Source organism: Streptomyces sp. CA-210063, assembly GCF_024612015.1.
Lineage (GTDB): Bacteria > Actinomycetota > Actinomycetes > Streptomycetales > Streptomycetaceae > Streptomyces.
The window spans coordinates 8,885,319-8,900,830 of the sequence record NZ_CP102512.1; the positions used below are offsets into that span (position 1 = coordinate 8,885,319).

Genomic DNA, 15,512 nt, shown 5'->3' on the forward strand with positions numbered 1-15,512 from the left:
GTGAGTGAGCATTGATCGACTGCTCGCACAGGGGGAAGACATGGCACACACCAGCCACCAGAGCATGCGACGGGTCTTGCGCCGCGAAATCGCGGGCACCATCGGCCTGTTGGCCGACGAGCACGACTTCACCGCGATGCGGCGCTACCGCAGCTTCGCCTTCGAGGACCACACGACCTATCTCCAACAGGTGGAAGCCCTGCTCAGGACGCTGGCCGCGCAGGGCAACCACACCACGGTCGCCCTCTTCGACCCCGAGGAGTACGCCGAGTTCTGCGCCGACACCGGCCTCGAACCCGACACCCCGTCCAGCCGCACCCGCTTCACCGCCGAACTCGCCACGACGGGCGCCAGCATCCCGTACGAAGGACAGCCCCTCGCCGAACTCGTCCCCGAGCTGGTCGACGAAGCAGTCCGCCTGGCCACCTGGGAGTACGCCACCACACTCCTCGCCCAGATCGGTGACTGCGCCTCCTGCGGTGAGGACATCGGACGCGCGGCCTTCGCCCGCGCCATGCAGCTGCTCACCCGCATCCTCGACACCGCCGGCCCCGGCGAGCGCCACCTCGTGTGCAGCGTCTCGGCCAAACCGCAGGCACTCACCGCCGTCCTTCACGCCGACCAGAACGCCGAAGGAGCCACCGAGCTGGACGAGTCCGAAGCCCTCGAGTTCGCCACGGTCCTGGCCGTCGGCATCGCCAGCCGCAGCCCCGGCGGACTCGTCATGCGCACCACCGCCCCGGACTCGACCGACCGCGTCTACGGCTGGCGCCTGCGCGGCGAAGCCCTCGAACCCCTCACCGCAGGAGAGGTCTTCGACGCCTACTGCACCGACATGGAGTCCGGAGACCTCGTCTCCCCAGAATCCGGCGTCGACTACTGCACCCCACCCGACCTCGGGGACGACCTCGGCCAGGGAGGCGCGGTCACGGACGGACACATCCACTGAACGGGCGAGGGGCGCCCCACCCACAGGTGGAGCGCCCCTCGCCGACAACCGATCACCGGACGCTACTCGCCCGACAGCACCGCCTGCGCCGCGCCGCGAGCCTCCTCGGCCGTGTCCGCCGCACGCGCGGCAGCCGCCGCGCGCTCGCACTGCGCCAGCGTGTACTTTGCCAGCGTCCCCCGCACATATGGAATCGACGCCGCACCCATGGAAAGGGAGGTGACACCCAGACCGGTCAGCACACATGCGAGCAGCGGATCCGAAGCCGCCTCACCGCACACACCACAGCTCTTGCCCTCGGCCCTCGCCGCCTCGGCGGACAGCGCGACCAGGTCGAGCAGCGCGGGCTGCCACGGGTCCTGCAGCCGGGACACCGCACCCACCTGCCGGTCGGCCGCGAACGTGTACTGCGCGAGGTCGTTGGTCCCCAGCGACAGGAACTCGACCTCCTGCAGGATCGACCGCGCCCGCAGCGCCGCCGAGGGGATCTCCACCATGGCACCGAACTTGGCCTGCAGCCCCGCCTCGCGACACGCGTCAGCGAACGCCTTGGCGTCCGTGCGGTCCGCGACCATCGGCGCCATGACCTCGAGGTAGACCGGCAGGCCCTCCGCGGCCTTCGCGAGTGCCGTGAGCTGCGTCCGCAGCACCTCGGGGTGGTCGAGCAGTGTCCGCAGCCCTCGCACTCCGAGCGCGGGGTTCGGCTCATCGGCCGGGGTCAGGAAGTCCAGCGGCTTGTCGGCGCCGGCGTCCAGCACGCGTACAACCACACGCCCCTCGGGGAAGGCCTCCAGCACCTGCCGGTACGCCTCGACCTGCTTCTCCTCGGACGGCGCCGCCTTGCTGTCGTCCAGGAAGAGGAACTCGGTACGGAACAGCCCGACGCCCTCGGCCCCGGCCTCCACAGCCGCCGGCACATCAGCCGGACCGCCCACGTTGGCCAGCAGCGGAACCTTGTGCCCGTCCGAGGTCGCCCCCGGCCCGCTCGAAGCGGCCAGCGCGGCCTTCCGCGCCGCCGCCGCGGCTTCCAGCTCGGCCTTCTTCTCCGCACTCGGGTTCACGAAGATCTCACCGGTGCTGCCGTCCACGGCGATCACCGTGCCCTCGGCAAGCTCGCCGGCCCCCGGCAGAGCCACCACCGCCGGCACCCCGAGCGCCCGCGCCAGAATCGCGCTGTGACTGGTCGGCCCGCCCTCCTCGGTGACGAATCCGAGGACCAGCGTCGGGTCGAGCAGCGCCGTGTCCGCGGGCGCCAGGTCACGAGCGATGAGGACATAGGGCTCGTCACTGTCCGGCACACCCGGCATCGGAACCCCGAGCAGCCGGGCGACGATACGATTCCGCACATCGTCGAGATCAGCCACGCGGCCCGCGAGGTACTCGCCGGCCCCCGCCAGCAGAGCGCGGTACGCGGCGAACGCGTCGTAGACCGCACGCTCCGCCGTGCTCCCCACGGCGATACGTCGTTCCACATCCGCCATCAGCTCGGGGTCCTGGGCCATCAGGGCCTGGGCCTCCAGCACGGCCTGGGCCTCGCCCCCGGCCAGATTGCCGCGTGCCATCAGATCGGCGGCCACCGCGTCCACGGCCTTACGGGCGCGCCCCTGTTCGCGCTCCGCGTCCTCCGCCGGTATCTGCTTGGCAGGCGGTTCCAGCACCGCCGTTCCCATGTGCCGAACTTCGCCGATCGCCACACCGTGGCTCACACCGACGCCTCGCAGCGTTGTCTCCATCTCACCTGTCTCCGATAGTGCGGCGGGCCCCGCCGCGGTGGTTGTGGAACTTGCGGTCCGGGACGGCCCTGACGTCACTGCCAGCCGAAGAGCGTGTCGCCGGCCTTCACTTCGCCGTCCTCGCGGAGCTCGGAGAGGGAGTCGGCCGTGGCTTCCAAAGCCACGATGGGGCATACCGGGGACTTGCCCGCGGCCTCGACGGCCGCGGGGTTCCAGCGCACCACGGCCTGGCCACGCTGCACGGTGTCGCCTTTGTTGACGAGCAGCTCGAAGCCCTCACCGTTCAGCTGCACGGTGTCGATACCGAGGTGCGTCAGCACACCGTGTCCCTCACCGTCGACCACGACGAACGCGTGTGGGTGCAGCGAGACGATGACGCCGTCCACGGGGGCGACAGCCTCCCCTGCCTCGCGCACGGGGTCGATCGCCGTGCCGGGACCGACCATGGCGCCCGAGAAGACGGGGTCCGGTACTGCGGCCAGTCCGATGGCGCGTCCTGCAAGAGGGGACGTCACGGTGGTCATGGGAACCCTCCCAGGGATGGAGATTCATATGGCCGCCCCTGCATGTCCCAGGCGGCGCACTGTGGAGCAGCGTATGTCAGATGAACTGCCGGTTCCGCATGAGACGTACGGGTTGGCGGCCGTGGGGCACCCGCAATCGATTTGCACGCGCTCCTGAGCCCGCTGTACAGTCGTGACCCTGCTCGAGGCCGAGCGGCGCAACTGAGCGTCCTGCCGCAGCAGCACCCAACTTGTCAGATCCTATCTCGGGGTCCGCTTCGGTATGCCTACGGAAGCGTGGTCAGAGAGTCGGAAAAACACTGATAGAGTTTGAAACGCAAGACCGAAGGGAAGCGCCCGGAGGAAAGCTCGAGAAGTTGCTCGGGTGAGTACAAAGGAAGTGTCCGTTCCTTGAGAACTCAACAGCGTGCCAAAAATCAACGCCAGATATGTTGATACCCCGTTCCCGGCCATGTGGTTGGGGCGAGGTTCCTTTGAAAAAACACAGCGAGGACGCTGTGAACGGCCGGGCTTATTCCGCCTGGCTGTTCCGCTCTCGTGATGTGTGCACCCGATTACGGGTAAACATTCACGGAGAGTTTGATCCTGGCTCAGGACGAACGCTGGCGGCGTGCTTAACACATGCAAGTCGAACGATGAACCACTTCGGTGGGGATTAGTGGCGAACGGGTGAGTAACACGTGGGCAATCTGCCCTTCACTCTGGGACAAGCCCTGGAAACGGGGTCTAATACCGGATACAACCACCGGCCGCATGGCCTGGTGGTGGAAAGCTCCGGCGGTGAAGGATGAGCCCGCGGCCTATCAGCTTGTTGGTGAGGTAACGGCTCACCAAGGCGACGACGGGTAGCCGGCCTGAGAGGGCGACCGGCCACACTGGGACTGAGACACGGCCCAGACTCCTACGGGAGGCAGCAGTGGGGAATATTGCACAATGGGCGAAAGCCTGATGCAGCGACGCCGCGTGAGGGATGACGGCCTTCGGGTTGTAAACCTCTTTCAGCAGGGAAGAAGCGAAAGTGACGGTACCTGCAGAAGAAGCGCCGGCTAACTACGTGCCAGCAGCCGCGGTAATACGTAGGGCGCGAGCGTTGTCCGGAATTATTGGGCGTAAAGAGCTCGTAGGCGGTCTGTCGCGTCGGATGTGAAAGCCCGGGGCTTAACCCCGGGTCTGCATTCGATACGGGCAGACTAGAGTGTGGTAGGGGAGATCGGAATTCCTGGTGTAGCGGTGAAATGCGCAGATATCAGGAGGAACACCGGTGGCGAAGGCGGATCTCTGGGCCATTACTGACGCTGAGGAGCGAAAGCGTGGGGAGCGAACAGGATTAGATACCCTGGTAGTCCACGCCGTAAACGGTGGGAACTAGGTGTTGGCGACATTCCACGTCGTCGGTGCCGCAGCTAACGCATTAAGTTCCCCGCCTGGGGAGTACGGCCGCAAGGCTAAAACTCAAAGGAATTGACGGGGGCCCGCACAAGCAGCGGAGCATGTGGCTTAATTCGACGCAACGCGAAGAACCTTACCAAGGCTTGACATACACCGGAAACGGCCAGAGATGGTCGCCCCCTTGTGGTCGGTGTACAGGTGGTGCATGGCTGTCGTCAGCTCGTGTCGTGAGATGTTGGGTTAAGTCCCGCAACGAGCGCAACCCTTGTTCTGTGTTGCCAGCATGCCTTTCGGGGTGATGGGGACTCACAGGAGACTGCCGGGGTCAACTCGGAGGAAGGTGGGGACGACGTCAAGTCATCATGCCCCTTATGTCTTGGGCTGCACACGTGCTACAATGGCAGGTACAATGAGCTGCGAAGCCGTGAGGCGGAGCGAATCTCAAAAAGCCTGTCTCAGTTCGGATTGGGGTCTGCAACTCGACCCCATGAAGTCGGAGTTGCTAGTAATCGCAGATCAGCAGTGCTGCGGTGAATACGTTCCCGGGCCTTGTACACACCGCCCGTCACGTCACGAAAGTCGGTAACACCCGAAGCCGGTGGCCCAACCCGTAAGGGAGGGAGCTGTCGAAGGTGGGACTGGCGATTGGGACGAAGTCGTAACAAGGTAGCCGTACCGGAAGGTGCGGCTGGATCACCTCCTTTCTAAGGAGCATCTAGGCCGTCGAGCTTGCTCGGTGGTCCAGGGCCACAACGCAGGCGAATGTTCTGCGGTGGTTGCTCAAGGGTGGAACGTTGATTATTCGGCACACTCGGTCTTCTCGGGTTCGTTAGTACTGCTTCGGCGTGGAACACGGATGAGAGAGGCGAGGGTGTCGGGCACGCTGTTGGGTGTCTGAGGGTATGGCCGTGTGGCTGCCTTCAGTGCCGGCCCCAGTGAACTCCGGTTGTTGCCGGGGGTGATGGGTGGTTGGTCGTTGTTTGAGAACTGCACAGTGGACGCGAGCATCTGTGGCCAAGTTTTTAAGGGCGCACGGTGGATGCCTTGGCACCAGGAACCGATGAAGGACGTGGGAGGCCACGATAGGCCCCGGGGAGTCGTCAACCAGGCTTTGATCCGGGGGTGTCCGAATGGGGAAACCCGGCAGTCGTCATGGGCTGTCACCCTTGCCTGAACACATAGGGCAAGTGGAGGGAACGCGGGGAAGTGAAACATCTCAGTACCCGCAGGAAGAGAAAACAACCGTGATTCCGGGAGTAGTGGCGAGCGAAACCGGATGAGGCCAAACCGTATGCGTGTGAGACCCGGCAGGGGTTGCGTATACGGGGTTGTGGGATCTCTCTTCTGTCGTCTGCCGGCGACAGGACGAGTCAGAAACCGTTGATGTAGGCGAAGGACATGCGAAAGGTCCGGCGTAGAGGGTAAGACCCCCGTAGCTGAAACGTCAACGGCTCGTTTGAGAGACACCCAAGTAGCACGGGGCCCGAGAAATCCCGTGTGAATCTGGCGGGACCACCCGCTAAGCCTAAATATTCCCTGGTGACCGATAGCGGATAGTACCGTGAGGGAATGGTGAAAAGTACCGCGGGAGCGGAGTGAAATAGTACCTGAAACCGTGTGCCTACAAGCCGTGGGAGCGTCGGGTGAGCACTTGTGCTTGCCTCGTGACTGCGTGCCTTTTGAAGAATGAGCCTGCGAGTTTGCGGTGTGTTGCGAGGTTAACCCGTTGTGGGGTAGCCGTAGCGAAAGCGAGTCCGAATAGGGCGTTTGAGTAGCACGCTCAAGACCCGAAGCGGAGTGATCTAGCCATGGGCAGGTTGAAGCGGAGGTAAGACTTCGTGGAGGACCGAACCCACCAGGGTTGAAAACCTGGGGGATGACCTGTGGTTAGGGGTGAAAGGCCAATCAAACTCCGTGATAGCTGGTTCTCCCCGAAATGCATTTAGGTGCAGCGTCGTGTGTTTCTTGCCGGAGGTAGAGCACTGGATAGGCGATGGGCCCTACCGGGTTACTGACCTTAGCCAAACTCCGAATGCCGGTAAGTGAGAGCGCGGCAGTGAGACTGTGGGGGATAAGCTCCATGGTCGAGAGGGAAACAGCCCAGAGCATCGACTAAGGCCCCTAAGCGTACGCTAAGTGGGAAAGGATGTGGAGTCGCACAGACAACCAGGAGGTTGGCTTAGAAGCAGCCACCCTTGAAAGAGTGCGTAATAGCTCACTGGTCTAGTGATTCCGCGCCGACAATGTAGCGGGGCTCAAGCGTACCGCCGAAGTCGTGTCATTTCAGCATGAGGGCCAACGCCCGCTGGGATGGGTAGGGGAGCGTCGTCTGCCGGGTGAAGCAGCCGCGGAAGCGAGTTGTGGACGGTTGACGAGTGAGAATGCAGGCATGAGTAGCGATACACACGTGAGAAACGTGTGCGCCGATTGACCAAGGGTTCCTGGGTCAAGCTGATCTGCCCAGGGTAAGTCGGGACCTAAGGCGAGGCCGACAGGCGTAGTCGATGGATAACCGGTTGATATTCCGGTACCCGCTGTGAAGCGTCAAACATTGAACCAGGCGATGCTAAGTCCGTGAAGCCGTTCCGGACCCTTCGGGGAAAGGAAAGTGGTGGAGCCGACGGACCAGACCTGTAGTAGGTGAGTGATGGGGTGACGCAGGAAGGTAGTCCATCCCGGGCGGTGGTTGTCCCGGGGTAAGGGTGTAGGACGTCAGGTAGGTAAATCCGCCTGGCAATAGTCTGAGACCTGATGCCGAGCCGATTGTGGTGAAGTGGATGATCCTATGCTGTCGAGAAAAGCCTCTAGCGAGTTTCATGGCGGCCCGTACCCTAAACCGACTCAGGTGGTCAGGTAGAGAATACCGAGGCGTTCGGGTGAACTATGGTTAAGGAACTCGGCAAAATGCCCCCGTAACTTCGGGAGAAGGGGGGCCATCACCGGTGATCCGATTTACTCGGTGAGCTGGGGGTGGCCGCAGAGACCAGCGAGAAGCGACTGTTTACTAAAAACACAGGTCCGTGCGAAGCCGTAAGGCGATGTATACGGACTGACGCCTGCCCGGTGCTGGAACGTTAAGGGGACCGGTTAGTGCGCTTTCGGGCGTGCGAAGCTGAGAACTTAAGCGCCAGTAAACGGCGGTGGTAACTATAACCATCCTAAGGTAGCGAAATTCCTTGTCGGGTAAGTTCCGACCTGCACGAATGGCGTAACGACTTCTCGACTGTCTCAACCATAGGCCCGGTGAAATTGCACTACGAGTAAAGATGCTCGTTTCGCGCAGCAGGACGGAAAGACCCCGGGACCTTTACTACAGTTTGATATTGGTGTTCGGTTCGGCTTGTGTAGGATAGCTGGGAGACTGTGAAGCTCGGACGCCAGTTCGGGTGGAGTCGTCGTTGAAATACCAGTCTGGTCGTGCTGGATGTCTAACCCGGGTCCGTGATCCGGATCGGGGACAGTGTCTGATGGGTAGTTTAACTGGGGCGGTTGCCTCCTAAAGAGTAACGGAGGCGCCCAAAGGTTCCCTCAGCCTGGTTGGCAATCAGGTGGTGAGTGTAAGTGCACAAGGGAGCTTGACTGTGAGACCGACGGGTCGAGCAGGGACGAAAGTCGGGACTAGTGATCCGGCGGTGGCTTGTGGAAGCGCCGTCGCTCAACGGATAAAAGGTACCCCGGGGATAACAGGCTGATCTTCCCCAAGAGTCCATATCGACGGGATGGTTTGGCACCTCGATGTCGGCTCGTCGCATCCTGGGGCTGGAGTCGGTCCCAAGGGTTGGGCTGTTCGCCCATTAAAGCGGTACGCGAGCTGGGTTTAGAACGTCGTGAGACAGTTCGGTCCCTATCCGCTGCGCGCGCAGGAATATTGAGAAGGGCTGTCCCTAGTACGAGAGGACCGGGACGGACGAACCTCTGGTGTGCCAGTTGTTCTGCCAAGGGCATGGCTGGTTGGCTACGTTCGGGAGGGATAACCGCTGAAAGCATCTAAGCGGGAAGCCTGCTTCGAGATGAGTATTCCCACCCCCTTTGAGGGGTTAAGGCTCCCAGTAGACGACTGGGTTGATAGGCCAGATATGGAAGGCGGGTAACCGCTGGAGTTGACTGGTACTAATAGGCCGAGGGCTTGTCCTCAGTTGCTCGCGTCCACTGTGTTGGTTCTGAAACCACGAACAACCCCGCCCGGGTCACAGCGGGTGGTGCGGGTGTTTGACAGTTTCATAGTGTTTCGGTGGTCATAGCGTGAGGGAAACGCCCGGTTACATTCCGAACCCGGAAGCTAAGCCTTACAGCGCCGATGGTACTGCAGGGGGGACCCTGTGGGAGAGTAGGACACCGCCGAACTCCTTTTAGAGCTCTGGCTCTTGGGCGCGATGCCCAAGAGCCAGAGCTTTTTTGCGTTGAGGTAGGGTCAGGGAGCATCGTTGGCTCATTTCCCCACAGGAGGCTCCCGGGTGGAGGTCCAAGAGACCCGGGTCCAGACGGACCGGGTCCTCACCATCCCGAACATCCTCAGCATGGCGCGGCTCGTTGGCGTGCCCGTCTTCCTGTGGTTGATTCTCTGGCCTGAGTTCGGCGGCCCCAAGGCCGACGGCTGGGCGCTCCTCGTGCTCGCTCTCAGCGGCGTCAGTGACTATCTGGACGGCAAGCTGGCGCGACGCTGGAACCAGATCAGCAGCCTTGGCCGGCTCCTCGATCCCGCGGCCGACAGGCTGTACATTCTGTCGACTTTGGTGGGTCTCACCTGGCGCGAGATTCTGCCATATTGGTTGACCGCTGTACTGCTCTTGCGGGAGCTGGTTCTACTGGTGATGGTGGGCATCCTCAGGAGGCACGGCTATCCGCCGCCGCAGGTGAACTTCCTTGGGAAGGCGGCTACCTTCAACTTGATGTACGCCTTCCCGTTGCTGTTGCTCAGTGACGGAAGTGGATGGATCTCGTCACTCGCTGCTATTTTCGGATGGGCGTTCGCCGGATGGGGTACAACGCTGTACTGGTGGGCAGGGATCCTCTACGTGGTTCAGGTCCGCCGCCTAGTCAGGGCGGACGCCATGGCCGATTGAGCCCGCCTGGAGAGGTGCCCGTAGTGGCTCGATGGCCCGCGTCGAAAATCTGCGGGACAATCTGGACGGGTGAAGTCGGCTAGACCGTCGTCTCTTCAAGGAGGACGCTTCCGACATGAAGGCCGTCGTGATGGCCGGAGGCGAAGGCACACGCCTTCGCCCCATGACCTCGAGCATGCCCAAGCCGCTCCTACCCGTGGTGAACCGCCCGATCATGGAGCACGTACTGAGGCTGCTCAAAAGGCATGGGCTCAACGAGACCGTCGTTACAGTCCAGTTCCTGGCGTCACTCGTCAAGAACTACTTCGGTGACGGCGAGGAGCTCGGGATGGAGCTCACCTATGCCAACGAGGAGAAGCCACTCGGTACCGCCGGGAGCGTCAAGAACGCCGAGGAAGCGCTGAAGGATGATGCGTTCCTCGTCATCTCCGGCGATGCCCTCACGGACTTCGACCTCACCGAGCTCATCAATTTCCACAAGGAAAAGGGCGCACTCGTCACCGTCTGTCTGACACGGGTGCCGAATCCGCTGGAATTCGGTATCACGATCGTGGACGAGGAAGGCAAGGTCGAGCGGTTCCTGGAGAAGCCGACCTGGGGGCAGGTCTTCTCGGACACGGTGAACACGGGCATCTATGTGATGGAGCCCGAAGTCTTCGACTATGTCGAGGCCGATGTTCCCGTCGACTGGTCCGGCGATGTCTTCCCACAGCTGATGAAGGAGGGCAAGCCGGTCTACGGCTATGTCGCCGAGGGCTACTGGGAGGACGTCGGTACGCACGAGAGTTATGTGAAGGCTCAGGCCGATGTCCTGGAGGGCAAGGTCGACGTCGAGCTCGACGGGTTCGAGCTCTCGCCGGGCGTGTGGATCGCCGAAGGCGCCGAGGTGCATCCCGATGCCGTGCTGCGCGGACCGCTCTACATCGGGGACTACGCCAAGGTCGAGGCCGGCGTCGAAATCCGTGAGCACACCGTCGTGGGCTCGAATGTCGTCGTGAAGAGCGGGGCCTTTCTGCACAAGGCCGTGGTCCACGACAACGTCTACATCGGGCAGCACAGCAATCTGCGCGGATGCGTGGTCGGCAAGAACACCGACATCATGCGGGCCGCACGGATCGAGGACGGCGCGGTGATCGGCGACGAGTGTCTTGTCGGCGAAGAATCGATCATCCAGGGGAATGTGCGTGTCTATCCCTTCAAGACGATCGAGGCGGGTGCTTTCGTCAACACCTCAGTGATCTGGGAGTCCCGGGGACAGGCGCATCTGTTCGGCGCCCGCGGTGTGTCCGGCATCCTGAACGTGGAGATCACCCCGGAACTGGCCGTGAGACTCGCGGGGGCGTATGCCACCACGCTCAAGAAGGGCTCCACGGTCACCACCGCCCGTGATCACTCCCGAGGTGCCCGCGCGTTGAAAAGGGCGGTCATCTCGGCGCTCCAGGCGAGCGCCATCGACGTACGGGACCTGGAGAACGTACCGCTGCCGGTGGCGCGGCAGCAGACCGCGCGGGGCAGTGCCGGCGGGATCATGATCCGGACGACGCCCGGGGTTCCGGACTCGGTGGACATCATGTTCTTCGACGGGCAGGGGGCCGACCTGTCGCAGGGTAGTCAGCGGAAGCTGGACCGGGTGTTCGCGCGGCAGGAATACCGGCGCGCGTTCCCGGGCGAGATCGGTGACCTGCACTTTCCGGCCAGTGTGTTCGACTCGTACACCGGATCGTTGCTGCGGAACGTCGACACGACCGGGATCGCCGAGTCGGGGCTCAAGGTCGTCGTGGACGCGTCCAACGGCAGTGCAGGCCTGGTGCTGCCGAGTCTGCTCGGCAAGTTGGGCGTCGACTCGTTGACGATCAACCCGGGTCTCGACGAGTCGAGGCCGACCGAGACGGGTGACATGCGGCGGTCGGGGCTGGTGCGGCTGGGCGAGATCGTGGCGTCCTCGCGGGCCGCGTTCGGTGTGCGCTTCGACCCGGTCGGTGAACGGCTGTCGCTCGTCGACGAGAAGGGAAGGATCGTCGAGGACGATCGGGCCCTGCTGGTCATGCTCGACCTGGTGGCCGCCGAGCGGCGGAGCGGGCGGGTGGCGCTGCCGGTGACCACCACGAGGATCGCCGAGCAGGTCGCGGCGTACCACGGCACACAGGTCGAGTGGACGACCACGTCGCCGGACGACCTCACGCGGGTCGGCGGGGACGAGACGACCATCTTCGGCGGGGACGGGCGCGGTGGCTTCATCGTGCCGGAGTTCAGCAGCGTCTTCGACGGGGCGGCGGCCTTCGTACGGCTCATCGGGCTGGTGGCGCGGACGCAGCTCACGCTCAGCCAGATCGACGCACGGATTCCGCGGGCGCATGTCCTGAAGCGGGATCTCGCTACTCCCTGGGCGGTCAAGGGGCTGGTGATGCGCCGGGTCGTGGAGGCGGCCGGGGATCGCTTTGTCGACACGACGGATGGTGTGCGGGTCGTGGAGACGGACGGGCGGTGGGTGATGGTGCTGCCGGATCCGGCCGAGGCCGTCACGCATCTGTGGGCCGAGGGGCCCGACGACGCCTCCGCGCAGGCGCTGCTCGACGAGTGGTCGGCGGTCGTGGACAGCGCCGGCCGCTGAACCACCCCGCACGCGCGCGTGCCGGACAAGTGCCCCCAACGGGGTCTGTCCGGCACGCCGGTGGGGCCATTCGGAGGTAGGGGCCGCGACGTGCGACGATGTGCGGCATGCCGCAGCAGTCCCCCGTTCGGAGCACACCCGCGCGCCCGTCGCGTCCGGACGCCTCCATGTCGCTGCTCACCAACGTCATGGACCACAGCCTCGACGACGGATACGCCGAGGCTGCCGCGCGTAAGAAGGCCGCGGGCACCGAGGGCATGCCGAAGACGGTGAGGGCCAAGCTGGGGCTGGCGGTCGGTCTGGTGCTCGCCGCCCTGGTGGTGACCGTGGGTGCGGCGCAGGCGCGGGTAAGTGCGCCCGTCGTCGCCAAGGAGCGGGAGGAGCTCATCGACCGCATCCAGCGGGAGACCGTGGCCGCGGACGAGCTGGAGGACTCCGTCGACGAGCTTCGTGACGACGTGAGCGCACGGCAGCGGAAGGCGCTCAAGGACAACGGCGGCAGTGACACGAACGACCTGGTGGGCATCCTGTCGGGCGCCGTCGAGGTGCATGGTCCCGGGGTGCGGCTCGTCGTCAACGACTCCAAGGGCGCCAGCCAAGGCGGTGACGGGGATCCGCGCGAGACGTCCGGGTTCTCGGACACCGGTCGGGTGCGCGACCGGGACATGCAGCGGGTCGTCAACGGGCTGTGGGGGTCGGGCGCCGAGGCCATCTCGATCAACGGGCAGCGGCTCACCGCACTGTCGGCGATCAGGGCCGCGGGCGACGCGATACTGGTCGACAACAAGCCACTGGCACCGCCCTACACGGTCCTCGCGGTGGGGAACGGGCAGCGGCTGAGCACCAGGTTCCAGAACAGCCCCGACGGGCTGTATCTGCACGCCCTCCAGGAGAACTTCGGTATCCGGACGAGCATCTCCGTCGAGGACGACATCACGGTGCCGGCCGCGCCGAGCGTGATCGTACGAACAGCAGAACCGAGCACAGAGAAGGGCACATCGTGATCGCCGTACTGGGCCTCGTCCTCGGAGTCGTGGCCGGACTGTTGGTCCGGCCCGAGGTACCGGCGGTGGTCGAGCCGTACCTCCCCATCGCCGTGGTGGCGGCACTGGACGCCGTCTTCGGTGGTCTGCGCGCGATGCTGGACGGCATCTTCGACGACAAGGTCTTCGTGGTGTCGTTCCTGTCGAACGTGGTCGTGGCCGCCCTGATCGTCTTCCTCGGTGACAAGTTGGGCGTCGGCGCCCAGCTGTCCACGGGTGTCGTGGTCGTCCTCGGTATCCGTATCTTCTCCAACGCCGCGGCGATCCGTCGGCACGTGTTCCGGGCGTGAGGCCGATGAGTGAGCGGGACGAGACGCCGAGGCCGAATCCGGGCGGGGGACAGGACGGCACACCGACGACCCGGCTGCGCCGGGAACTCCCCCAGGAGATGCCCTCCGTGGCTGCCGAGGAGCCGCGGGAGGTCCCGCAGGAGGAGCGGGACAAGCTGACCGGGCGGCAGCGGCTGGCGCAGGGGCTCTGGCCACCGCGCTTCACCCGCGCCCAACTCATCGTGGCCCTCCTGCTGTTCGGCCTCGGGTTCGGGCTGGCCATCCAGGTGGCCTCCACCAACGACGACAGCGCGCTGCGTGGGGCGCGTCAGGAAGATCTCGTACGCATCCTCGATGAACTGGATGACCGTACACAGCGTCTGGAGGAGGAGAAGCAGGGTCTCGAGGATCAGCGCACCGAGCTGGAGAACAGCTCGGACCAGGCCGAGGAGGCACGCAAGCAGACGGTCGAGAAGGAACGGCAACTCGGCATTCTGGCGGGCACCGTGGCGGCGCAGGGACCCGGCATCACACTGACGATCAACGACACGAAGGGGACGGTCCAGGCGGACATGTTGCTCGACGCGATCCAGGAGCTGCGCGCGGCCGGCGCGGAGGCGATCCAGGTGAACGGCGTACGGGTCGTCGCCAGCACCTTCCTGACCGACTCCGGCGACGGAATCAGCGTCGACGGGAACAAGATCACCCAGCCCTTTCGTTTCAAGGTCATCGGTAACCCGCAGGACCTCGAGCCCGCACTGAACATCCCCGGAGGTGTGGTGCAGACACTGGAGAAGGAGCAGGCCACGGTGACCGTGCAGCGGGCGGACAAGATCGTCGTGGACGCCTTGCGGGCGGCGAAGCGGCCTGACTACGCTCGGTCGTCCTCCCAGTGAACCGCAGGTGCATGGGCGCCGTCAGGCGAGGGCATGAGGTTGCGGGGGGTCGGCGCACCGAATGGGTGGTGCGTGGTGGAAACTGTCTGGTGGATACGGACGTTGTGAGGTTGTCCGGGTCGGCCGGTGTGTTCAGTCAGGGTTCGTCCTGCCCCACGGGCGGGTCTGTTTCGGTCAAGGGGAATCGCCCGTGAAGTTGTTTGCGAAGTTGTTCGGCAAGAGCGCGCGAGAGGGCAGCGACAATGCGACCGCCCGCCATCGCGCGCAGCCTTCGGAAGCGGAGGGGCAGGGCGGTGAGCGCCCGCTGTACCGGGACCAGGTCACTGGTCCGGGAGGTGACATTTCCGGAGGTCAGGGCGCGCCGTCTGTTGACCCTGCCCAGTCGGGCCGCATAGGTTTCGGGGAACCGTCAACCTCAGGTACGGGTGGAGAGTTTGCCTCCGACCCGTATGCGTCCAATGCCCCGGCGGGGCAGCCGCGGCAGGAGGATCCGTCGATGTCGGCCCTGGTGTGTACGAGGTGCGGTAACCGCAACGCGGAGAACAGCCGCTTCTGCTCGAACTGCGGTGCTCCGCTGCGGGCCGGCGCGGCCCCCGAGCGTCCGTCCGAGACGACCTCCACGATCTCCATCTCGGGCCTGGAGGCCTACGACTCCGAGGTCACCGGCCAGACCCAGCTGCCCGCGCTCTCTCCCGAGGCCCAGGCCGCGGTCGACGCGCTGCCGCTCGGCTCGGCGCTCCTGGTCGTGCGCCGTGGCCCGAACGCGGGCAGCCGCTTCCTGCTCGACGGCGATCTGACCACGGCCGGCCGCCACCCGCAGAGCGACATCTTCCTGGACGACGTGACCGTGTCGCGCCGCCATGTGGAGTTCCGCCGCGGTCAGGACGGCTCGTTCACGGTCGCCGACGTCGGCAGCCTGAACGGCACGTACGTCAACCGTGAGCGGATCGACCAGGTCGCGCTGCACAACGGTGACGAGGTGCAGATCGGCAAGTACCGGCTGGTCTTCTACGCGAGCCAGCGGGGCTACTGACC

9 protein-coding genes and 3 rRNA genes are annotated in these 15,512 nt (G+C 64.4%); 10 read left to right on the top strand and 2 right to left on the bottom strand.

Features of this window, described 5'->3' with window-relative positions:
* Positions 1 to 40 precede the first annotated feature (40 nt).
* Positions 41 to 949: a hypothetical protein gene (locus JIX56_RS38845; RefSeq protein ID WP_257547766.1), complete on the top strand. Its 909-nt coding sequence runs from the start codon at positions 41 to 43 to the stop codon at positions 947 to 949.
* 62 nt (positions 950 to 1,011) lie between these two features.
* Here JIX56_RS38845 and ptsP read toward each other — a convergent pair whose 3' ends face one another.
* On the bottom strand, positions 1,012 to 2,682 hold the full coding sequence (gene ptsP / locus JIX56_RS38850; protein WP_257547767.1) for a phosphoenolpyruvate--protein phosphotransferase: 1,671 nt from the start codon (positions 2,680 to 2,682) through the stop codon (positions 1,012 to 1,014).
* A 74-nt stretch (positions 2,683 to 2,756) separates the two neighbouring features.
* Positions 2,757 to 3,206, bottom strand: a complete 450-nt coding sequence (locus JIX56_RS38855; RefSeq protein WP_257547769.1) for a PTS sugar transporter subunit IIA — start codon at positions 3,204 to 3,206, stop codon at positions 2,757 to 2,759.
* Between the two features lie 567 nt (positions 3,207 to 3,773).
* Between JIX56_RS38855 and JIX56_RS38860 the strand changes: the two genes are divergently transcribed.
* The 9 genes from JIX56_RS38860 (at position 3,774) to JIX56_RS38900 (ending at position 15,510) form a co-directional block, all read left to right on the top strand.
* Positions 3,774 to 5,299: ribosomal RNA gene (locus tag JIX56_RS38860) — 16S ribosomal RNA — on the top strand.
* A 308-nt stretch (positions 5,300 to 5,607) separates the two neighbouring features.
* Positions 5,608 to 8,729 (top strand): 23S ribosomal RNA (locus JIX56_RS38865).
* 93 nt (positions 8,730 to 8,822) lie between these two features.
* Positions 8,823 to 8,939 (top strand): 5S ribosomal RNA (gene rrf, locus JIX56_RS38870).
* The 16S, 23S and 5S rRNA genes sit together here, the layout of an rRNA operon.
* Positions 8,940 to 9,049: 110 nt before the next feature.
* The gene (locus JIX56_RS38875; RefSeq protein WP_257547771.1) at positions 9,050 to 9,658 is read left to right on the top strand and encodes a CDP-alcohol phosphatidyltransferase family protein; all 609 of its coding nucleotides are present in this window, start codon (positions 9,050 to 9,052) and stop codon (positions 9,656 to 9,658) included.
* A 115-nt stretch (positions 9,659 to 9,773) separates the two neighbouring features.
* Complete coding sequence (locus JIX56_RS38880; RefSeq protein ID WP_257547773.1) at positions 9,774 to 12,269, top strand: mannose-1-phosphate guanyltransferase; 2,496 nt, start codon at positions 9,774 to 9,776, stop codon at positions 12,267 to 12,269.
* A 98-nt stretch (positions 12,270 to 12,367) separates the two neighbouring features.
* A complete protein-coding gene (locus tag JIX56_RS38885; RefSeq protein ID WP_257547775.1) occupies positions 12,368 to 13,273 on the top strand; it encodes a DUF881 domain-containing protein in 906 nt (301 codons plus the stop codon).
* Positions 13,270 to 13,602 (top strand): small basic family protein, encoded by a 333-nt coding sequence (locus JIX56_RS38890; protein ID WP_009343209.1) that lies wholly within the window; start codon positions 13,270 to 13,272, stop codon positions 13,600 to 13,602. The genes JIX56_RS38885 and JIX56_RS38890 overlap by 4 nt, the downstream gene beginning before the upstream one ends.
* Positions 13,603 to 13,607: 5 nt before the next feature.
* Positions 13,608 to 14,477 (top strand): DUF881 domain-containing protein, encoded by an 870-nt coding sequence (locus JIX56_RS38895; RefSeq protein WP_257547777.1) that lies wholly within the window; start codon positions 13,608 to 13,610, stop codon positions 14,475 to 14,477.
* A 61-nt stretch (positions 14,478 to 14,538) separates the two neighbouring features.
* On the top strand, positions 14,539 to 15,510 hold the full coding sequence (locus JIX56_RS38900) for an FHA domain-containing protein (RefSeq protein WP_257547779.1): 972 nt from the start codon (positions 14,539 to 14,541) through the stop codon (positions 15,508 to 15,510).
* The last annotated feature ends 2 nt before the right edge of the window (positions 15,511 to 15,512 follow it).

Excerpts from the sequence above, each read along its gene's own strand:
- JIX56_RS38895 (WP_257547777.1), top strand. The coding sequence starts at position 13,608 with ATGAGTGAGCGGGACGAGACGCCGAGGCCGAATCCGGGCGGGGGACAG.
- JIX56_RS38900 (WP_257547779.1), top strand. The coding sequence starts at position 14,539 with ATGGGTGGTGCGTGGTGGAAACTGTCTGGTGGATACGGACGTTGTGAG.
- JIX56_RS38880 (WP_257547773.1), top strand. The coding sequence starts at position 9,774 with ATGAAGGCCGTCGTGATGGCCGGAGGCGAAGGCACACGCCTTCGCCCC.
- JIX56_RS38885 (WP_257547775.1), top strand. The coding sequence starts at position 12,368 with ATGTGCGGCATGCCGCAGCAGTCCCCCGTTCGGAGCACACCCGCGCGC.
- ptsP (WP_257547767.1), bottom strand. The coding sequence starts at position 2,682 with ATGGAGACAACGCTGCGAGGCGTCGGTGTGAGCCACGGTGTGGCGATC.
- JIX56_RS38855 (WP_257547769.1), bottom strand. The coding sequence starts at position 3,206 with ATGACCACCGTGACGTCCCCTCTTGCAGGACGCGCCATCGGACTGGCC.
- JIX56_RS38845 (WP_257547766.1), top strand. The coding sequence starts at position 41 with ATGGCACACACCAGCCACCAGAGCATGCGACGGGTCTTGCGCCGCGAA.